This is a genomic window from Brevundimonas sp. Br13, from assembly GCF_055391505.1.
This window is the reverse complement of record NZ_AP044008.1, coordinates 77,921-96,254: the sequence shown is the minus strand read 5'-3', so window position 1 is coordinate 96,254 and position 18,334 is coordinate 77,921. Positions and strand designations below refer to the sequence as shown.

Below are 18,334 nucleotides of genomic sequence, written 5' to 3'. Positions count from 1 at the left end.
CGCCCACCCTACATGCCCGCGATGCGGGCGGCGATCTGGCGCATGAAGCCGCCCAACAGGGCGCCCATCAGCGGCAGGAACAGCAGCAGGGAGACGAAGATGGCGATGATCTTGGGCGCATAGATCAGGGTCTGTTCCTGAATCTGCGTCAGGGCCTGAAACAGACCGATCACCACGCCCACCACCAGGCCCACGATCAGCACCGGCAGGCACAGCTGGATCGTCAGCCAGATGGCGTCACGCCCCACATCCAGAACTTCCGCGCCGTTCATCGGCCGAGACTCCCGCAAAACACTGGGCAGAAAATGCCGGGAGGATGGTTAACGGGGAGATAACGGTGGCGGATCTTCTGAACCCCAGCCTCTCTTGTCTGTTCTATCATGGGTTGCGATATTGGGGCGCGCTGTCATCGAGGAGGGGCGATATGAAGAGGGAGGTGATCGCTCATCTGACCGAGACCTTCGAAGGTCACGCACAACAGACGGACGCGGGCGTGGACTATTGGCTTGGGCGAGACGTTCAACATCTGCTCGGATACGCCGAGTGGCGGAATTTCCAGAACGTCCTGTCAAAGGCCAAGACGGCCTGTGAGCTCTCGGGACACGAGATCGGGCACCATTTTGTTGACGTCAACAAAATGGTCGACCTGGGGTCGGGCGGGCGACGCCAGATCGATGACGTGATGCTCACACGGTTCGCATGTTATCTGGTGGCTCAGAACGGCGATTCTGCGAAACCTGAGATCGCTTTTGCGCAAAGCTACTTCGCCATTCAAACTCGTCGAGCCGAGTTGGTGGAACAGCGCATGCTCGAAGTGGAGCGTTTGCTTGCTCGCCGCAAGTTGACGCAGACGGAGAAAGAGCTGTCCGGAATTATCTATGAACAAACCGGCGAGAACCAGAACTTCGCTCTAATCCGTAGCAAGGGCGACGGCGCGTTGTTCGGCCGATCAACGCAGGCGATGAAGGCGACATGGAAGGTGCCGGACAGCCGTCCCCTCGCGGATTTTGCGCCCACCATCATCTTGAAGGCCAAGGATTTCGCGACAGAAATCACCATCTTCAACGCCCGCGCCCACGCCATGAGAACGGAAGGCGCCATTTCTTCCGAACATGTCACCAACAACAAGGCAGTCCGAAAAACCCTTTTGGACCGCGGCATTCGGCCGGAAGCCCTGCCTGCTGCGGAAGACATAAAGAAGGTTGAGCGCAGAGTGGCGTCGCACGATCGCAAGTCGCTCCAGAATCCAGATCGAATCGACGAGTAGATGGACGGCTGTTCCTGACCTTCTGCGGAAGGCGCTCCTATGGACCAGATGCGGCGCGCAACTTGGACACATCGGACAGATCGGACACATTTTTTCGCGCCCGCCGCCGATTTCCGGACACATCGGACACATCGGACACTGTTTTTCCCGGTCCGGCGTCTGACCGCGTCGCCGCAGCGTAAGGGGTAGGATTTTTGCTTTTCGTGTTCGGCTCGCTATAGGCCCTGTCATGACCGACGTCCCCCCCAAGACCGCCCGCGCCTCCCGTCTGACCCAGGCCGACGCCGAGGCGGCGGTGCGCACCCTGATCGAATGGGCGGGGGACGATCCCGACCGCGAGGGTCTCCTGGAGACCCCGGCGCGGGTGGCGCGCAGCTATCGCGAGCTGTTCTCGGGCTATGAGACCGACCCGTTGTCCTATCTGGAGAAGACCTTCGAGGAGACGGGCGGCTATGATCAGCTGGTGGTGCTGAAGGACATCCGCTTCGTCAGCTTCTGCGAACACCATATGCTGCCGGTCGTGGGCCGGGCCCATGTGGCCTATCTGCCGACCGACCGGGTGGTGGGCATCTCCAAACTGGCGCGGGTGGTGCGCGGCTTCGCCCGGCGCCTGCAGATCCAGGAGAAGATGACCGCCGAGATCGCCGAGGCCATCAATACGGTGCTGAAGCCGCACGGCGTCGGGGTGGTGATCGAGGCCGAGCACAGCTGCATGACCCTGCGCGGGGTCAACGCGCCGGGCGCCAGCCTGTCGACAAGCCATCTGATCGGCGTGGTCCGCGACGATCCGCGCACCCGCGAAGAGTTCCTGAGGCTGGTCCGGGGCTGAACCCGGCCCGTCTCTTGCGGGGGAGGGGGCCAAGGAGGCCTTCCCCGTGCCCTGGACCCTGATTTCGACCCGGAATGAAACAACCCCGATCGCTCGGGGCGGCTGGCTGGACGCCCTGCGTTTCATTGTGGCCTTCCTGATCATTCTGCACCACTTCCAGGCGGCCGGCCCGGTCCCGCTGGCTGAGGCGGTTCATCCGGTGTTCGAACGCGGCGGCTTCCTGCTGACCAACTTCTTCCTGATCGATTCCGGCTATGTGCTGATGCGGGTCTATGGGGCGGCGGTCGGCCAGGGGCGGATGTCGCACGGCGACTTCGTCCTGAAGCGGGTGTTGCGGGTCGTCCCGGCCCATCTGATCATGGGCCTGTCTCTGGTCGCCCTGGTGCTGCTCAGCGCCTCGGTCGGGATCGCGCCCCGCAATCCCGAATGGTTCCGCTGGGACCAGCTGCCGGCCCAACTGCTGCTGGTCCAGTCTTACGGGGTGCACGGCGGCCTGGGCTGGAATGCGCCGACCTGGTCGATCTCGGCCCTGATCGGCTGCTATCTGTGCTTCCCCTGGATCCTGCGCGGCCTGACGCGGCTGGGGCCGTGGAGCGCCCTGGCCCTGGGGATCGGCGGCTATCTGGTCGCCAATCAGCTGTGCTGGAGCCTTCTGGCCTATCCAGTCTATCAGATGCCCATGGGCTACGGCTTCATCCGGGCCCTGCCCCTGTTCGTCCTGGGCATGAGCCTGGCCTGGTTCGCCCAGTCGGTGTGGATCCATCCGCGCTTCGCCGGCTGGATCGGCATCGCCGCCTTCTGTGGCCTGGTCGTGGCCCAGGCCTTCGGCAAGACCGCCCTGGTCTCGCTGGCGATGATCTCGCTGATCATCCTGGCCGCCGGCGCCGTGCCGGTGCGCCGCCCGTCCAGGCTGGTGGAGACCGCAGCCCTGGCCTCCTTCTCCATGTTCATCTCCAACGAAGTGGTCCGCATCGCCTGGTTCGGCGTGGTCAATGCGGCGAACGCGCGCTTCGCCCTGTCTGAGCCGGCCCAGTGGGTTCTGTGGGGCTGCGGCGTCCTGGCGGCTGTGGCCTTCGCCTTCGCCTTCCACTTCGCCGTCGACGACCGGATCCAGTCGCGCGTCCGCGCCTGGCTGAAGCGCCGCCGCGGCGGACGCCGGTCCGCCCCGGTCGAGGCCGGGCCGGTCATCTCCCTGGAAGGCTGAACCCTCGGTCAGTCCTCGTCGTCATCCTCGGCGACGTCGGGGATTTCGGGCGTGACGACGGTTGGGGCGATGGTCTTGATCTCGCCCAGCTGGGCGCCGGGAAAGGCCAGCAGCACGGCCTTGATGAAGGGATCGGCCTCGATCTTCTCGCGCTCGGCGGCCCGTTCCTTCCTCTGGCGTTCGATCAGGGTGTCGCCGCCGCCCTGGCCGTTGGCGGCGATCAGCCAGGTGCGGCCGGTCCATTCCTTCAGCCGGCCGGCCAGACGCCGGGCCAGTTCGACCGGCGCGCCCTCGACGCTTTCATAGACGATGGCGCCGGGCTTGAACGAGACGGGTTTGACGAACCGCTCCACGTCCATCTGCAGGCCGACTTCGCGCTTCTCGCCGATCAGGGCCACGACCTGTTCGAAGGTCTGGGGATCGGGCAGGGCGGGGGCCATGACCGGCCGCGCGGCCAGCTGGGCCGAGGTCCCGCCCCCGCCGCCGGAGCCGCCTCCACGCGGGGCCGAGCCGCCGCCCAGGGGCTCGCCCGACTGCAGTCGCTTCAAGGCTTCCTCCGGACCCGGAAGATCGGCCGCATAGGCCAGGCGAACGATAGCCATTTCCACGGCGTCGGCCGGATTGGGCGCGCGGCGCACCTCGTCCAGGGCCTTCAACAGCATCTGCCAGGTGCGCGACAGGGTGGCGGCGGGGATGGCGGCGCCCAGGGCGGCCAGCTTCTGCGCCTGGTCATTGGGCAGTCGGGTCGCGTTCGGGCCCAGCATCTTGGCCACCGAGGCGGCGTGGCAGTGTTCCAAGAGGTCGTTGGTCACCTGCACCGGGTCGGCGCCGAAGCCGTAAAGGGTGCGGAAGCTCTCCAGGGCCTCGGGCGTGCGGCCGGCCATGACGCTCTCGAACAGGGCGATGGTCTGGCTGCGGTCGGCCAGGCCCAGCATGTCGCGCACGGTCTCGGTCTTGACCGTCTGACCCCGCTCGGCCTGAACCAGGGCCTGGTCCAGCAGGGATAGGCCGTCGCGGACCGACCCCTCGGCCGCGCGCGAAATCAGGGCCAGGGCGTCCTGCTCGATCTTCATCCCCTCGCGCTCGGCGATCCGGCCCAGGTGATCGACCAGGATTTCGGGCTCGACCCGGCGCAGGTCAAACCTCTGGCAGCGGCTCAGGATCGTCACCGGCACCTTGCGGATCTCGGTGGTGGCGAAGATGAATTTGGCGTGGGGCGGCGGCTCTTCCAGCGTTTTCAGCAGAGCGTTGAAGGCCTGGGTCGACAGCATGTGGACCTCGTCCAGCACATAGACCTTGTAGCGCGCCTCGACGGGGGCGTAGCGGACGCTCTCCAGGATGTCGCGGATGTCGTTGACGCCGGTGTGCGAGGCGGCGTCCATCTCCATCACGTCCATGTGCTGGCCGGCCATGATGGCGGCGTCGTGCCGGCCGTGGGCGGTCAGGGTCAGGGACGGCCGGTCGATCGTCTCCGTCTCATTGTTCAGGGCGCGGGCCAGGAGGCGGGCGGTGGTCGTCTTGCCGACGCCCCGCACCCCGGTCAGCATGAAGGCGTGGGCGATCCGGCCGGTGGCGAAGGCGTTGGTCAGGGTCCGGACCATCGCCTCCTGACCGATCAGATCCTCGAAGGTGCGTGGCCGGTATTTGCGCGCCAGAACCTGATAGGCGGCGCCGTCGGCGGCCTGATCCTCGCTGACGGCGGCGACAGGCGGCGCCGCGGCCGGCGCAGGCGCAGGGACGGGCTCGGCCGCCGGGGCAGGGGCTCCGAACATGTCGTCGGTGTTCTCATCGCGCTCGACGACGTCGTCCTCCTCCCAGGGCGGGCCGTCGAGATTCGTGTCGCTGTCGATCATGCGAAAAGTCTTACAGCGGGCGAGGTCCGCAGCGAAGCGGCCGTTCACTGAAAAGGTCGGATTCTCGCAGGTCGAAAGCTAGACGCCTATGCGTGATCGCGCAGGGGCACGTTCATCAGCCGCACATGTTCGTATCCGCGAGCCTGCAAGTCCTTAAGGATTCCAACCACGTCGGTAAAACGGTCAGATGCTTCCGGCTCTACGTAGATCGGGTTTCTGATGTCGACGTCTAGCTCATACAGACGGCGGCCGATTTCACTCGCCGGGACACGCGCAGACCTGTCGCCGTTATAGGTCGAAATCTCGACGGTCCCGTCCGGGTTGAGGTCGATCTGCGCGCCGTTTGTCTGAAGGGCTGTCTCGTAACAGCCCATCGTCCGGTACAGGCTGAACTCGGTCACCTGCGGACGCGGCTCTTCAGGCGCCGATCCACAGGCGCATAAACCCAGCAGTCCAAGGAACCATAAAGGTTTCATCAGACGACGTTCGCAGAAGTTGTTTCTCCCCGCAACCGTCCGCCTTGTCCTCCGAAGAGCAACGCACCAGACGCGCTCAACCAGCGAGGACCGCGTGGCCGAGCGTCAGCGCGCAAAAAGAAAGGAGGTAGAGACCGCGACCCGAAGGGGAATTCGTTGTGGCTGCTGCCTTCCGGCCCTGACCAGGTTGGCGAAGCCTTCGCCCGCGATCTCCGATCTGGGATATGACGGGTGCAGCCGTCGGAATCAAGAGCTACAAGGCCGCATGGCCCATCAGAACATCTTCGCCGGCAATCCGCTCGACCGCGCCGGCGACCTGCGCAACGATCCGGAATGGCTGACGGAACAGGCGAACAAGCCCTACGCCCAGGCTCTGGTCTTGTGGGAAGGCCGCCCCCTGATCGAGGAGACGGCCGAGGGGCCGCGTCTGGCCTGGGTCTCGATGGCCCATGCCCGCGACATGGTCCGCGACCGCGAAGCCTTCTTGGGCCTGTGGAAGGAGGAGCCGGTCTTCGCCATCGAGTTCGAAGGCTCCATCGACCCGGCTGGGGGGCCGGTGAAAGGCTTGGGGGCTTTTCATGAGATGCGCGCCGCCGCGGCCATCCTGCCGGCCCAGGATGCGGCTATGGCGGGCGGGGCCAAGAGCCTGTTCGACTGGCGACGCAAACACGGCTTCTGCGCCAATTGCGGCACGCTGAGCGAGACGGCCTCGGGCGGGTGGAAGCGGCGCTGCCCGGCCTGCGGGACCGAGCATTTTCCGCGCGTCGATCCGGTCACCATCATGCTGCCGGTCTACAAGGGCGGGGCCGAGCCGATCTGCCTGCTGGGCCGCCAGGCGGCCTGGCCGGCGGGGCGGATGTCGGCCCTGGCCGGCTTCCTGGAGCCCGGCGAGTCGATCGAGGAGGCCTGCGCCCGCGAGGTCAAGGAAGAGGCGGGCCTGACGGTGATCGACGCCGTCTATCACTCCAGCCAGCCCTGGCCCTTCCCGTCACAGCTGATGATCGGCCTGATCGCCGAGGTCTCGGACGACCAGGCCCGGCCGGATCAGACCGAGCTGGAGAGCGTGGCCTGGCTGACGCGGGCCGAGGCGAGGGCGGTTCTGGCCGGCGCCCACCCGACCATTCAGGCCCCGCCGCCCTTCGCCATCGCCCACAGCCTGATCAATGCCTGGGCGGAGGAGGCGTAGGGTAGAGACGTTATCTGCCCTCAGACCAGCGCCCGCGCCGCCTCCAGGTCGGCGGGATTGTCGACCGACAGGGGCGCCTCGTCGATCACGGCGGCCCAGATCTGCATCCCCATCTCCAGGGCCCGCAGCTGTTCCAGCTTCTCGCGCTTCTCCAGCGGCGACTGGGGTGCGGCGCAGAAGCGGTTCAGGGCCGCGCGGCGATAGCCGTAGACGCCGATATGGCGCCAGATCGGCGCATCGCCATACAGGGTCGAACGGGTGAAATAGAGGGCGCGGCCCTGACGCTCGGTCTCGCCCCATTCGTTGCTTTTCAGGGCCAGGACCGCCTTGACCACATCGGGATTGGCCCGGTCCGACGGATCGGCCTCTGCGGCGACCAGGGTGGCGATGTCGCAGGCCGGCTCGCCGTGCAGCACGGCCGCGCAGGCGGTCGCCAGGCCCGGATCGGCGAAGGGCATGTCGCCCTGGACGTTGATCACGGCGTCGAAATCGCCCTCGGGGTCTATGGCGTCCACGGCGGCCCGGATGCGGTCAGAGCCGGACGGCAGGTCGGGGTCGGTCAGGATCGCCCGGCCGCCCGCCGCCTCGACCACGGCCACGATCTCGGGATCGCCGGCGGCGACCACGACGGGCAGGCCCGAGGCGGCGGCCTGTTCATAGGCCCGCACGATCATCGGCCGGCCGCCGATGTCGGCCAGGGGCTTGTTCGGCAGGCGGGTGGCGGCCATGCGAGCCGGTATCATTATCAGAGGATTCATGGGTCTGGCGGGGCCTGTCCTGGTCGAGCGGCGCCGTCGCGTTCGTCGCGCCGGTTGCGAACCCTGCGCTACCGTGCAAGACGTGATCCGGCAAGGAAGGCTTCTCTGCGCAAGACGGGGAAGTTGGGAAACCTAGGGACGGGTGAGACGACGCGCATGAGCGGCGATCTAAAGTGGAACAAGATTTTCGGCGCGGCTCTGGGGACGGCCTTCGTCATCCTGGTCGTTCAACAGGCGTCGGGCCTGATCTATCATTCCGAACCGCCGGAAAAGATGGGCTATTTCGTCGATGCGCCGGATGAGGTCGCCGGCGCCGAACAGGCCGAGCTGCCGCCGGACTGGGGCACGGTCCTGCCGACCGCCGACCTGGCCGCCGGCGAGGCCGCCTTCGCCCGTTGCCAGGCCTGCCATAACGCGACGCAGGGCGGGGCGGACGGCATCGGCCCGAATCTGTACGGGGTGGTGGGCGGCCCGGTCATGCACCGCGCCGGCTTCGCCTATTCGGACGCCATGGCCAAGCACAAGGCCGAGGCGCCGACCTGGGGCTATGACCAGCTGAACAGCTTCATCACCGCCCCCGCCCGCTATGTGCCCGGCACCAAGATGTCCTTCGCCGGCATCCGCGACACCCAGACCCGGATCAATCTGATCGCCTGGCTGCGCAGCCAGGGCTCGAGCGGCTTCGCCATCCCCGCGCCCGATCCGGCCCGCCAGCCTGGCGCCGCCGCCCCCGCCGAGGGTGAAGCCGCCCCCGCCGAGGGCGCCCCCGCCACCGAGGCGACGGGCGAGGCCCCCGCCGTCGGCGAACCGGCGACCACCCAGGCGACCCCGGCCGCGCCGCCCGCCGCCACCAGCCCGGCGCCGCCGAGCAGCTGATCGCGCGCCCGACGGGCCGCCCTCATCGATCTTCGCCCGGCGTCTTCGGATCCCGGGCGTTTTTCGTTTCTAACGAAGCGGTCGATCTTAAGGGCGCCGGTCGGGCGGTCGCCCCGAACGCCCAGTCGAAACGCCATGAGGTGGCCTTTGGCGAACAAGTTTGAAAAGCAAACAAGTCTGTGCAATACGTCTCTCGAACGGGGAGACGAGGATCATGACCGCAGACGACATCAAGACGGGCGAGCGCCTTCACGGCCTGGACGCCCTACGGGGCGCCGCCCTGCTCCTGGGTTTGGTGCTCCACGGCGCCATGGCCTTCTTTCCGACGCCGATCTGGGTGGTGGTCGACGATCAGCGGTCGGTCTGGGCCAGCGGCCTTTTCTTCGCCATTCACCTGTTTCGGATGGCGACCTTCTTTCTGATTGCGGGTCTGTTCGCCCATATGATGCTGGCGCGGCGGGGGCTGGTGCGGTTCGGGATCAACCGGCTGACGCGGATTGCGGGACCGCTGGCGGTCTTCTGGGGGCCGTCGCTGACGGCCATTGTCGCGGTCCTGATCTGGAATGCGGGCCTACATGGCCTGACGGCGGCCGATGCGCCGCCGCCTCCGACCTATGACTGGACCAATCTGCCGTTGACCCATCTGTGGTTCCTGTGGGTCCTGCTGATCTTCTATGTCGGCCTGATCTTCGTGCGGGCGCCGTTCGCGGCCCTGGACCGGCAGGGCGGCTGGGGGCGGGCGGTGGTGGATCGCGCGACGGCGTTGCTGGTTCAGCCGGGCGGCGCCGTCGTCCTGGGCGCGCCCCTGGCCCTGGCCCTGTGGCTGCATCCGAACTGGGTCGCCTTCTTCGGCGTGCCGACGCCCGACGCGGGCCTGATCCCCAACACCCCGGCCCTGGTCGGGTTCGGACTGGCCTTCGGCCTGGGCGCCCTGCTGGACCGGCGCCGCGACCTGCTCGAGCGGATCGCGGCGCGGTGGCCGCTTCATCTCGGCCTCGCCCTGGCGGCAGGCGCGACGGCCCTGGCTCTGGCGGGCGGTCCCAATCCCAGGTTGGAGCCTATCACCGATCCGGCGATCAAGGCGGCGACGGCGGGCGCCTTCGGGGTCGCCGTCTACGCCTCCAGCCTGGCGGCGGTCGCCTTGGCCGTTCGGTTCTGCTCGGGCCACAGCGCGGTGCGGCGCTATTTCGCCGATGCGGCCTATTGGATCTATATCGTCCATCTGCCGCTGGTGATGGTCGGTCAGGTGCTGGTGCAGGACTGGAGCCTAGCCTGGCCGGTCAAACTGGCCTTGATCGTCGGCGGAGCGCTGGCGGCGTCGATCGCCGGCTATGAGCTGCTGATCCGCCACAGCTTCATGGGGCGCTGGCTGAACGGCCGCCGGGTTCCGTGGCGGCGTCGCCCGGTCGCCTCAGCCCCGTCGCCCGCCGAATAGCTTGCCAACCCCCGTCGCCGCGTCCATCCGAAGGACGCGCAAGCCGCAGAGGAATCATCGATGAACGACACGTCCCGCAGCTCGCCCGAGGCCGACCTGGCCTTCCTTCGATCGATCGTCCAGGGCGGGGGCGATCCGAGAGCCACCTTGACCATGGGCGTCCTCTATCTGGCCGGCGGCCTGCTGTACGGGCTGCAGTGCCTGGTTCACCTCGGACAGGCGGCGGGGGTGATCCGCTGGTCCGGGCCGATCAGCCTGGCCTTCGTCACAGGCGTGACCGTCGCCTTCCTGCTGGTGATGGCCTGGGCCATCCGGGAGGACCGCAAGCGGCCCAAGGCCAGCCCCGTCGTCACCCGCACCCTGAACGCCGCCTTCAGCGGGGCGGGCATGGCCAATCTGGCCATCGTCATCGTCTTCGGCTTCGGCTCGGCGCGAGACCAGGACTTCGCCGTCTGGCTCTATTATCCGGCGATGATCTTCGCGCTCCAGTCGGCCGCCTGGTATGTGGCCTGGACGCTGAAGAAGAAGGGCTGGATGCTGGCGGCGTCGATCGGGGGATGGGCGACGGCGGTGGCCCTGGGGCTGTTGGTCCGCGAGCCCCTGGCCTATCTGCTCGTCGCGACGGCGGCTCTGTTCCTGCTGTTCGCCGGGCCGGGCTGGATCATCACCCGCGAAGCCTTGAAGGCCCGCCCCGCTGCGGACGCCGTCTGACCCATGGGGCTGAACGACCTGGGGCGAATCGACGAGGTCATCCACGGCCGGATGCGGCTGGGGATCATGGTCTATCTGGCCGACGTCGAGGCCGCCGACTTCACCGAGCTAAAGACGGTGCTGGAGGCGACCCAGGGCAATCTGTCGGTGCATCTGAAGAAGCTGGAGGAGGCGGGCTATGTCGCCATCTCCAAGAGCTTCGTGAACAACAAGCCCCTGACGCGGGCGGCGATCACGCTTGAAGGGCGCAAGGCCTTCGACGCCTATCTGGAGGCTCTGGGCGGACTGATCGGGAGGAAGGCGTGACGGTCAAGGTCATGGGCATCGTCAATGTCACGCCCGACAGCTTCTCGGACGGGGGGCGCTGGGCGTCGACCGAGGCGGCGGCGGGCCAGGCGATGCGGCTGGTCGAGCAGGGGGCCGAGGTGCTGGACGTCGGGGGCGAGAGCACCCGGCCGGGCGCCGAGCCGGTCAGCGAGGCCGAGGAGATCGACCGGGTCGTTCCGGTGATCGAGGCCGTTCGCGCCCGCTGGGGCGGCCCGATCAGCGTCGATACGATGAAGCCGGCCGTGGCTCGGGCCGCCGTCGCCGCCGGGGCGACGATGTGGAACGACGTGACCGCCCTGGGCCATGCGCCGGACAGCGCAGCCGTCGCGGCCGAGCTGGGGTGCGAGGTGGTGCTGATGCACATGAGGGGCGAACCCCGGACCATGCAGGCCGATCCCCACTATGAGGACGTGGTCGCCGAGGTGCGGGCCTATCTGCTGGGCCGGGCCGAGGCGGCGACGGCGGCGGGGGTGGCGCGCGCGCGGATCTGGCTGGACCCGGGCATCGGCTTCGGCAAGACCCCGGCGCACAACATGGCCCTGACGGCGCGGCTGGGCGAGCTGGTCGCCCTGGGCTTTCCGGTGCTTTACGCCGCCAGCCGCAAGCGGACGATCCAGGCCGTCGATCCGACGGCGGTGGAGGCGACCGACCGGCTGGGCGGCTCGCTGGCCCTGGCCCTGGAGGGGGCGCGGCGCGGGGCGCGGATGGTGCGGGTCCATGACGTGCGCGAGACGGTTCAGGCGCTGAGGCTGCAGGCGGCGGTGGCGGCGGCGGAGTGACACGCTTGCCCCCGGCGACGGCCTGGGCCATCTGGTCCCCATGTCCTGGGTGATGTCGATCAATCCGTGGGCGACGCTGGTCGTCGCCGGTCTGCTGGAAGTGCTGTGGGCGTCCGGCCTGAAGTCCGTCAGCCTGCAAAGGCCGCTGACCTCGCTGGGGGTGCTGATCGCCCTGGCGGCCAGCATGATCCTGCTGTGGGTGGCGACCCAGAGGCTGCCGATCGGCACGGCCTATGCGGTCTGGACCGGGATCGGGGCGGTGGGCGCGGCCCTGGTCGGGATCGTCGTCTATGGCGAGCCGGCGACGGCGGTGCGGGCGGTGTGCATCCTGCTGATCATAGCAGGCATCGTGGGCTTAAAGCTGTTCTCGGGGGCGCACTGATGAGCCTCGCTCAAGCAGACGCCCGCCGCGCGGGCGGCGGTAGCGAAAGAAGAATGGGACGGGTCCTGATCCTGGCGGGGTCGGACAGCGGCGGGGGCGCGGGCGTTCAGGCCGACATCAAGGCGGTGACGATGATGGGCGGGTTCGCCGCCACGGCGATCACGGCGATCACCGTGCAGAACACCCTGGGGGTTCACGGCGTCCATCCTCTGCCGCTGGAAGTCATCACGGCCCAGGCGCGGGCGGTGCTGGAGGACATCGGGACCGACGCGGTCAAGACCGGCATGCTGGGCTCGGTCGAGGTGGTGGAGACGGTTGCGGCCCTGCTGGACGAGGCCAAGGCGCCGGCCGTGGTCGATCCGGTCATGGTGGCCAAGGGCGGCCATCCCCTGTTGCCTGATGCGGCGGTGGAGGCGGTTCGGCGCCTGATGATCCCGCGCGCGGCCCTTCTGACCCCCAATGCACCCGAGGCCGAGGCCCTGACCGGGCTTGAGGTGCGCGACATCGACGGCCAGAGGCGGGCGGGCGAGGCCCTGCTGAAACTGGGCGCCAAGGCCGTGCTGATGAAGGGCGGCCATGTGGACGGGCCGACGGTGATCGACCTCTTGATGACGGCCGATGGGGAGACGGTGCTGGAGGCCGAGCGGATCGACACCCGCCACACCCACGGCACCGGCTGCACCCTGGCCAGTGCGTGCGCGGCGGGTCTGGCCCTGGGGCGGCCGCTGGAGGTCGCGGTCGCCGAAGCCTGGGCCTATGTCGGCGAGGCGATCCGGCGGGCGCCGGGTCTCGGCGGCGGACACGGGCCGCTGGATCACGGCTGGCCGGTGCGGGGCTGAGGCGGCAGTCCGTCGGACACGGAAAAAAGGTGTCCGATGTGTCCGATCTGTCCGACGGCCATTGATTTCACAGAGAAAATGGGCGGGCTCCGATCGGACTGTCCGGCGGGGCCACGTTCTGCGCGCGTTGCGATGTCAAAGACCGGAACGCCAGTATAGGGCCGCGCGGAAGGGCGCCGGCTGTTTTGATGGGTGAAGCCCTAAGCCTTTGAACCTTTTCGGGCTCGCCTCGACAGTCGCGCGTGTGACGGTCCGCCGTTGCGAGGCAGGCTTCCATTGCGTTCGTCATCCTCGCCCTTGTGGCGAGGATCCAGACGCCCGGTGTTTCCGCAGAGTGCGCCGTCTTTGGCGCCGGGCTCTGGATCCTGGGGACAAGCCCCAGGATGACGGGACGTGCGGGGGGGCGCGCATCTGGGGATGAAGGCGGACGGCCTCTCCCGCAGGACGGACGGTAAGGGTAAGGGAGGCGGATGAACGACCCCCTGAGCCTGAAGCTGATCGACATCGTCCGCGCCGATCCCGGCCTGATGCACGTCTTGCGGACGGTGCGGGCGCTGGGCCTGCCCGACTGGCGGCTGGTGTCGGGCGCCGTCTATCAGGCGGTGTGGAACGCCAGGACGGGGCGGCCGGCGGGGTATGGGATCAAGGATTACGACCTGGCCTATTTCGACGGATCGGACCTGTCCTACGAGGCCGAGGACGGGGTGATCAAACGGGTCGCCGCCGCCTTTGACGAGCCCTTCCGCAGCCAGGTGGAGGTGCGCAACCAGGCGCGGGTGCATCTGTGGTTCGAAAACCGGTTTGGCGAACCCTATGAACCGCTCGGCTCGACCGACGAAGCCCTGGGCCGGTTCGTGGCCCCGACCTTCGCCGTCGGGGTGCGGCTGGAGGCGGACGACGCGATCACCGTGGCGGCGCCGTTCGGGCTGGAGGATGTGTTCGCCATGGTCGTGCGGCCGAATCCGAACCGGCCGGTCGCCAAGGGCTGGGCCAGGACCATCGAGAGTGCGCGTGGACGTTGGCCGGAGTTGACGGTGGTTGAATCCGTCTAGGGCGCGCATCCAGGGCGCGCGGCGACACGTATCGGCCGTATGACCCTGACCGACGTCCTCATCCTCCTGGCCCAGAACCTGGTCCTGATCGTCGCCGTGATGCTGGGGCTGTGGGGCGTGGCGCTGAGGCTGAAGGACGTCAGTTTCGTCGATGCGGTCTGGCCCCTGGGCATGTTGCTGCTGGCCCTGGTCACCCTGCCGCGGACCGACGGCGATCCGACGCGCAAGACCCTGCTGGTCATGATCTGCGCGGTCTGGGCGCTGCGGCTGGGGCTGCATCTGTTCGGGCGTTGGCGGGCCAGCGGGGCCGACGGCCGCTATGTGCAGATCGTCGAGGATCAGGAACGGAACAAGGGCTGGTCCTTCGCCAAGACGGCCCTGCTGTTCGTCTTTCTGCCCCAGGCCTTTCTGGCCTGGCTGACGGCCCTGCCGGTGCAGCTAGGCCAGGTCGCCGACGCGCCGGCGGCGGGGGGGCTCGCCCTGATCGGAGCAGGGCTGGCGCTGGCGGGGATCGTCATCGAAAGCACGGGCGACGCCCAGCTGGCGGCCTTCAGAAGCGACCCGGCCAACAAGGGGCGGGTGCTGGACACCGGCCTGTGGCGCTATACGCGCCATCCGAACTATTTCGGCGACGCCTGCGTCTGGTGGGGGCTGTGGCTGATCGCGGCCGAGACGGGCGTGGGCCTGTGGTCGATCGCCGGGCCGATCTTCCTGACCTTCACCCTGACGCGGTGGTCGGGGATCGGGATTACGGAGAAGGCGATCAACAGGTCGCGGCCGGGCTATGCGGACTATGTGAAGCGGACCAGCGCCTTCGTGCCGTGGCCGCCGAAGAAGGGGTGAGGTCCGCTTCTCCCCGTCATCCTCGGGCTTGACCCGAGGATCGGAGCCTCCGCCGCTCGTGCGAACTTGAGACGCACGGACCGTTCCGCACCCGATCCTCGGGTCAAGCCCGAGGATGACGAGTACGGGTCAAGCCCGAGGATGACGACTATGTATGGGATGACGGACGGCGTGTCGGGACGAGGCGCGAAAAAGCCCCCGCCGCGAACGACGGGGGCTTTGAACCGAGGCGCGACGGCGTCTTAGTTGGTGGTCGGGGTGTTGTTGGTGGTCATGCCGCCGTCGGCGTTGCCGCCGTGCTGTTCGATCTGGTCGGCGCGGCGGTCCGCGTTGTCCTCGACCTGGTCGGCTTGGCGGTTCAGGGCGTCCTTCTGAGCGTCGGTCGGGGCGGCGTCGGCCTGGGCTTCCAGCTGGTCGGCGCGGGCTTCGCCCTGGGCCTCGACGGCGTCGGCGCGGTTTTCGGCGGCCTTGTCGGCGGCGCTTTCACCGCAGGCGGCGACGCCCGACAGGACGAACAGGGAGGCGGCGGCGACAGCGATCTTTTTCATGACGTTTCCTTCCATTGTGGAGGCAGGGAAACGTCACGGCGGCGGTTCAGTTCACGCCGCCGTGAGATTTGCGGGTTTCAGCCCTCGGCTTCGGCGAAGGCGACGCGGGCGGCGCCCAGGAGGGCGGCGTGTTTGTGCATGATCACCTTGGTCGGGATCTCGGACATATAGTCCTTGAACCGGCCCTTGCGTTCGAACCGCTGGCGGAAGGGGCTGGCCTTGATGAAGGGCAGGATGCGCGGGACGATGCCGCCGGCGATATAGACGCCGCCGCGCGCGCCCGTGGTTAGGGCGATGTCGCCGGCGACCGCGCCCAATATGGCGCAGAAACGGGCCAGGGTGGCGCCGCAGGGGCTGTTGGGGTCGGCCAGGGCGGTCTGGGTGATCTGGGCCGGGTCGTCGATATGGGTCTCGCGCCCGTCGATCTCGGCCAGGGCCCGGTGCATGTTCAGAAGGCCGGGGCCGCAGATCAGACGCTCGATCGAGACGCGGTCATAGCGGCGGCGCAGGATGCGCAGGATCTCGTCCTCGACCGGATCGCCGGGGGGGAAACAGGCGTGGCCGCCTTCGGACGGCATGGCCATCTCCTTGCCGTGGGCGTCGCGGACCAGGGCCGAGACGCCGAAGCCGGTGCCGGGGCCCAGGACGGCCACGGTCGAATGAGGATCGCCGTCGACGGGGCCGCCCAGGCTTTCCAGCTGGTCTTCCGGCACGATGGGGGCGCCCCAGGCCAGGGCCTCGAAGTCGTTGATCAGCTTGACCGGCGAAAGACCCAGGGTGGACAGCTCGCTTTCCGACACCTGCCAGGGGGAGTTGGTCAGGTCGATGGCGCCGTCGGTGACGGGGCCGGCCACGGCGATGACGCCGCCGGTCGGCTTGACCTCGCAGCCCTCGATGAAGGCGGCCACCCCTTCCAGGAAGGTCGGATAGGTTTCGGCCGGGAAGCTCTCGTGGTGGTCCAGCACGGGCTTGCCGTCGATCATGCGAGCGACGGCGAAACGGGCGTTGGTGCCGCCGACGTCTCCGACGAGGAGGGTCTTGTCAGTCATAGGGTCGTTTCCTGCAGTCGGTGCGTCGGATCAGGCGTCGACGGTCCGGTCGACGAAGTTGGGATCGGGCGGGGTGTCCGTATGCGATTGGGCGCCGCTGGGGAAGGCGAAGCAGACGGTCGCCCCCTCTTCCGCCGTGGTGACCACATGGCGGAAGGCGCCGAACAGCTCACGGCCGTAGCCCCAGGCCGAGCCCTCGGCGTGGACGGCGGAGCGGGCGGCGGCGGGCCGGTCGGTCAGGCCGTCGACCCCGACGGTGGTCAGAACCCCGGCCTCGGCGTCCAGACGGATGACGTCCCCGTCCTTCACATGTGCCAGGGGGCCGCCGGCCAAGGCCTCAGGGCTGACGTGAATGGCGGCCGGGGTCTTGCCGCTGGCGCCCGACATGCGGCCGTCGGTGACGAAGGCGACCTTGAACCCCTTGTCCTGAATGACCGACAGGGCCGGCGACAGGCTGTGCAGTTCGGGCATGCCGTTGGCCTTGGGGCCCTGAAAGCGCAGGACCACGACCACGTCGCGGAACAGTTTGCCGTCCTTGAAGGCCTGGAGCGCGTCTTCCTGGGTTTCGAAGACGGCGGCGGGGGCCTCGACGATGCGGTTCTCGGGCTTGACCGCCGAGACCTTGATGACCGCGCGGCCCAGGTCGCCCTGGACCAGGCGCAAGCCCCCCTCCTTGTCGAAGGGGTCGGAGGCGGGACGCAGGATGTCGAGATCGAGGCTTTCCTTGACCCCGTCGCGCCAGACCAGCTGGCCGTCCACCATCGACGGTTCCTGGAAATAGGCCTCGATGCCGCGACCCATGATGGTCGTGACGTCGGTGTGGATATGGCCGTGCTCGGCCAGTTCGCGGGCGACGAAGGCGACGCCGCCGGCGGCCTGGAAGGCGTTCACATCGGCCGAACCGTTCGGATAGACCCGCGCCAGCAGGGGGGTGACGGACGACAGCTCGTCCATGTCGGTCCAGTCGATCAGAACCCCCGCCGCCCGCGCCATGGCGACCAGGTGGATGGCGTGATTGGTCGAACCGCCGGTGGCCAACAGGGCCACGATCATGTTGACGATGGATTTTTCGTCGATGACGTCGGCCATGCGGCCCTCGCCGCTGCGGGCCAGTTCGACCGCGCGCTTGGCGGCGGCGGCCGTCAGGGCGTCGCGCAGGCCGGTGTCGGGATGGACGAAGGCGGTGGAGGGCATGTGCAAGCCCCCCAGTTCCATCATCATCTGGTTGGAGTTGGCCGTGCCGTAGAAGGTGCAGGTGCCGGGCGAGTGGTAGGAGCCGATCTCGCTTTCCAGCAGGGTCTGACGATCGACCTTGTTCTGGGCGTATTCGGCGCGGACGCGGGCTTTCTCCGCATTCGGAATGCCGGACGGCATGGGGCCGGCGGGGGCGAAGACGACCGGCAGATGGCCGAAGGCCAGGGCGCCCATGAACAGGCCGGGCACGATCTTGTCGCAGACGCCCAGCATCAGGGCGGCGTCGAAGGCGTCATGCGTCAGGGCCACGCCGGCGGACATGGCGATGACGTCGCGGCTGAACAGGGACAGCTCCATGCCGGGGCGCCCCTGGGTGACGCCGTCGCACATGGCGGGGGTGCCGCCGGCGACCTGGGCCGTGGCGCCGACCTGACGCACCGCTTCGCGGACCACGCCGGGGAAGCGCTCGAACGGCTGGTGGGCCGACAGCATGTCGTTATAGGCGGTGACGATGCCCAGGTTGGGCTTGGACCCGTCCATCGCCGTCAACTTGTCGGCTATGGTCTGGCCGGCGAAGGCGTGGGCCCAGTTGGCGCAGGAGAGCTTGGCGCGGCCGGCGCCGGAATCGCGGGCGGCGTCCATGCGGCGCAGATAGTCGGCGCGGGTCGCGCGGCTCTTCTCGATGATGCGGTCGGTGACCGCGGCGACAGTGGGATGAAGCGCCAT

At 68.2% G+C, this 18,334-nt stretch carries 20 protein-coding genes and 1 other RNA gene; 13 read left to right on the top strand and 8 right to left on the bottom strand.

Translation table 11 applies throughout. The features are described from left to right. Positions 1-8: 8 nt before the first annotated feature. Entirely contained in the window at positions 9-272 is a 264-nt protein-coding gene (gene fliQ, locus ACZ5M6_RS00480) for a flagellar biosynthesis protein FliQ (RefSeq protein ID WP_054764003.1), read from the bottom strand. A gap of 65 nt (positions 273-337) precedes the next feature. On the opposite strand from fliQ, the gene dinD reads away from it, so the two are divergent. From dinD to ACZ5M6_RS00465, 3 genes are all read left to right on the top strand, one after another. Continuing rightward, positions 338-1,267, top strand: coding sequence for a DNA damage-inducible protein D (dinD, locus tag ACZ5M6_RS00475; protein ID WP_464159197.1), 930 nt, complete (start codon positions 338-340; stop codon positions 1,265-1,267). A 229-nt stretch (positions 1,268-1,496) separates the two neighbouring features. Further along, the gene (folE, locus tag ACZ5M6_RS00470; protein ID WP_152948939.1) at positions 1,497-2,096 is read left to right on the top strand and encodes a GTP cyclohydrolase I FolE; all 600 of its coding nucleotides are present in this window, start codon (positions 1,497-1,499) and stop codon (positions 2,094-2,096) included. A 46-nt stretch (positions 2,097-2,142) separates the two neighbouring features. Beyond that, on the top strand, positions 2,143-3,300 hold the full coding sequence (locus tag ACZ5M6_RS00465) for an acyltransferase family protein (protein ID WP_336968654.1): 1,158 nt from the start codon (positions 2,143-2,145) through the stop codon (positions 3,298-3,300). Between the two features lie 8 nt (positions 3,301-3,308). Here ACZ5M6_RS00465 and ACZ5M6_RS00460 read toward each other — a convergent pair whose 3' ends face one another. The 3 genes from ACZ5M6_RS00460 to ffs form a co-directional block, all read right to left on the bottom strand. Beyond that, complete coding sequence (locus tag ACZ5M6_RS00460) at positions 3,309-5,153, bottom strand: DNA polymerase III subunit gamma/tau (protein WP_464159196.1); 1,845 nt, start codon at positions 5,151-5,153, stop codon at positions 3,309-3,311. Positions 5,154-5,239: 86 nt separating this feature from the next. Next, the gene (locus tag ACZ5M6_RS00455) at positions 5,240-5,554 is read right to left on the bottom strand and encodes a hypothetical protein (RefSeq protein WP_464159195.1); all 315 of its coding nucleotides are present in this window, start codon (positions 5,552-5,554) and stop codon (positions 5,240-5,242) included. A 197-nt stretch (positions 5,555-5,751) separates the two neighbouring features. Beyond that, positions 5,752-5,847: signal recognition particle sRNA small type (gene ffs, locus ACZ5M6_RS00450), an RNA gene on the bottom strand. Positions 5,848-5,894: 47 nt separating this feature from the next. On the opposite strand from ffs, the gene nudC reads away from it, so the two are divergent. Further along, complete coding sequence (nudC, locus tag ACZ5M6_RS00445) at positions 5,895-6,815, top strand: NAD(+) diphosphatase (RefSeq protein WP_464159194.1); 921 nt, start codon at positions 5,895-5,897, stop codon at positions 6,813-6,815. 20 nt (positions 6,816-6,835) lie between these two features. Here nudC and ACZ5M6_RS00440 read toward each other — a convergent pair whose 3' ends face one another. Further along, positions 6,836-7,573: a 3-deoxy-manno-octulosonate cytidylyltransferase gene (locus tag ACZ5M6_RS00440; protein ID WP_082382548.1), complete on the bottom strand. Its 738-nt coding sequence runs from the start codon at positions 7,571-7,573 to the stop codon at positions 6,836-6,838. 156 nt (positions 7,574-7,729) lie between these two features. On the opposite strand from ACZ5M6_RS00440, the gene ACZ5M6_RS00435 reads away from it, so the two are divergent. The 9 genes from ACZ5M6_RS00435 (at position 7,730) to ACZ5M6_RS00395 (ending at position 14,817) form a co-directional block, all read left to right on the top strand. Continuing rightward, positions 7,730-8,449 (top strand): c-type cytochrome, encoded by a 720-nt coding sequence (locus ACZ5M6_RS00435; protein ID WP_201463195.1) that lies wholly within the window; start codon positions 7,730-7,732, stop codon positions 8,447-8,449. A gap of 214 nt (positions 8,450-8,663) precedes the next feature. Continuing rightward, entirely contained in the window at positions 8,664-9,884 is a 1,221-nt protein-coding gene (locus tag ACZ5M6_RS00430) for an acyltransferase family protein (RefSeq protein ID WP_464159193.1), read from the top strand. A 60-nt stretch (positions 9,885-9,944) separates the two neighbouring features. Next, positions 9,945-10,595, top strand: a complete 651-nt coding sequence (locus ACZ5M6_RS00425; protein ID WP_333897385.1) for a hypothetical protein — start codon at positions 9,945-9,947, stop codon at positions 10,593-10,595. Positions 10,596-10,598: 3 nt separating this feature from the next. Then, complete coding sequence (locus tag ACZ5M6_RS00420; RefSeq protein ID WP_054763993.1) at positions 10,599-10,901, top strand: winged helix-turn-helix domain-containing protein; 303 nt, start codon at positions 10,599-10,601, stop codon at positions 10,899-10,901. Positions 10,902-10,912: 11 nt separating this feature from the next. Next, positions 10,913-11,701: a dihydropteroate synthase gene (gene folP / locus ACZ5M6_RS00415; RefSeq protein WP_464160136.1), complete on the top strand. Its 789-nt coding sequence runs from the start codon at positions 10,913-10,915 to the stop codon at positions 11,699-11,701. Between the two features lie 40 nt (positions 11,702-11,741). Then, positions 11,742-12,083, top strand: a complete 342-nt coding sequence (locus ACZ5M6_RS00410; RefSeq protein ID WP_464159192.1) for a DMT family transporter — start codon at positions 11,742-11,744, stop codon at positions 12,081-12,083. Positions 12,084-12,136: 53 nt separating this feature from the next. Next, a complete protein-coding gene (thiD, locus tag ACZ5M6_RS00405) occupies positions 12,137-12,922 on the top strand; it encodes a bifunctional hydroxymethylpyrimidine kinase/phosphomethylpyrimidine kinase (RefSeq protein WP_333897382.1) in 786 nt (261 codons plus the stop codon). Positions 12,923-13,392: 470 nt separating this feature from the next. After that, on the top strand, positions 13,393-13,974 hold the full coding sequence (locus tag ACZ5M6_RS00400; RefSeq protein ID WP_464159191.1) for a nucleotidyltransferase family protein: 582 nt from the start codon (positions 13,393-13,395) through the stop codon (positions 13,972-13,974). A gap of 39 nt (positions 13,975-14,013) precedes the next feature. Then, entirely contained in the window at positions 14,014-14,817 is an 804-nt protein-coding gene (locus ACZ5M6_RS00395; protein ID WP_464159190.1) for a DUF1295 domain-containing protein, read from the top strand. A gap of 242 nt (positions 14,818-15,059) precedes the next feature. Here the strand turns inward: ACZ5M6_RS00395 and ACZ5M6_RS00390 are convergent, their stop codons facing one another. The 3 genes from ACZ5M6_RS00390 to edd all read right to left on the bottom strand — a co-directional run bounded on the left by ACZ5M6_RS00390 (position 15,060) and on the right by edd (position 18,334). After that, positions 15,060-15,365: a hypothetical protein gene (locus ACZ5M6_RS00390; protein WP_464159189.1), complete on the bottom strand. Its 306-nt coding sequence runs from the start codon at positions 15,363-15,365 to the stop codon at positions 15,060-15,062. A 77-nt stretch (positions 15,366-15,442) separates the two neighbouring features. Further along, positions 15,443-16,414 carry a glucokinase gene (gene glk, locus ACZ5M6_RS00385; protein ID WP_464159188.1) on the bottom strand — a complete coding sequence of 324 codons (972 nt, stop codon included), beginning with the start codon at positions 16,412-16,414 and terminating at the stop codon, positions 15,443-15,445. Between the two features lie 30 nt (positions 16,415-16,444). Then, complete coding sequence (gene edd / locus ACZ5M6_RS00380; protein WP_464159187.1) at positions 16,445-18,334, bottom strand: phosphogluconate dehydratase; 1,890 nt, start codon at positions 18,332-18,334, stop codon at positions 16,445-16,447.

Coding starts and splice junctions, on each gene's coding strand:
- fliQ (WP_054764003.1), bottom strand. CDS start 272: ATGAACGGCGCGGAAGTTCTGGATGTGGGGCGTGACGCCATCTGGCTG.
- folE (WP_152948939.1), top strand. CDS start 1,497: ATGACCGACGTCCCCCCCAAGACCGCCCGCGCCTCCCGTCTGACCCAG.
- ACZ5M6_RS00460 (WP_464159196.1), bottom strand. CDS start 5,153: ATGATCGACAGCGACACGAATCTCGACGGCCCGCCCTGGGAGGAGGAC.
- nudC (WP_464159194.1), top strand. CDS start 5,895: ATGGCCCATCAGAACATCTTCGCCGGCAATCCGCTCGACCGCGCCGGC.
- ACZ5M6_RS00440 (WP_082382548.1), bottom strand. CDS start 7,573: ATGAATCCTCTGATAATGATACCGGCTCGCATGGCCGCCACCCGCCTG.
- ACZ5M6_RS00435 (WP_201463195.1), top strand. CDS start 7,730: ATGAGCGGCGATCTAAAGTGGAACAAGATTTTCGGCGCGGCTCTGGGG.
- ACZ5M6_RS00430 (WP_464159193.1), top strand. CDS start 8,664: ATGACCGCAGACGACATCAAGACGGGCGAGCGCCTTCACGGCCTGGAC.
- ACZ5M6_RS00425 (WP_333897385.1), top strand. CDS start 9,945: ATGAACGACACGTCCCGCAGCTCGCCCGAGGCCGACCTGGCCTTCCTT.
- ACZ5M6_RS00420 (WP_054763993.1), top strand. CDS start 10,599: ATGGGGCTGAACGACCTGGGGCGAATCGACGAGGTCATCCACGGCCGG.
- folP (WP_464160136.1), top strand. CDS start 10,913: ATGGGCATCGTCAATGTCACGCCCGACAGCTTCTCGGACGGGGGGCGC.
- ACZ5M6_RS00410 (WP_464159192.1), top strand. CDS start 11,742: ATGTCCTGGGTGATGTCGATCAATCCGTGGGCGACGCTGGTCGTCGCC.
- thiD (WP_333897382.1), top strand. CDS start 12,137: ATGGGACGGGTCCTGATCCTGGCGGGGTCGGACAGCGGCGGGGGCGCG.
- ACZ5M6_RS00400 (WP_464159191.1), top strand. CDS start 13,393: ATGAACGACCCCCTGAGCCTGAAGCTGATCGACATCGTCCGCGCCGAT.
- ACZ5M6_RS00395 (WP_464159190.1), top strand. CDS start 14,014: ATGACCCTGACCGACGTCCTCATCCTCCTGGCCCAGAACCTGGTCCTG.
- ACZ5M6_RS00390 (WP_464159189.1), bottom strand. CDS start 15,365: ATGAAAAAGATCGCTGTCGCCGCCGCCTCCCTGTTCGTCCTGTCGGGC.
- glk (WP_464159188.1), bottom strand. CDS start 16,414: ATGACTGACAAGACCCTCCTCGTCGGAGACGTCGGCGGCACCAACGCC.
- edd (WP_464159187.1), bottom strand. CDS start 18,334: ATGGCGCTTCATCCCACTGTCGCCGCGGTCACCGACCGCATCATCGAG.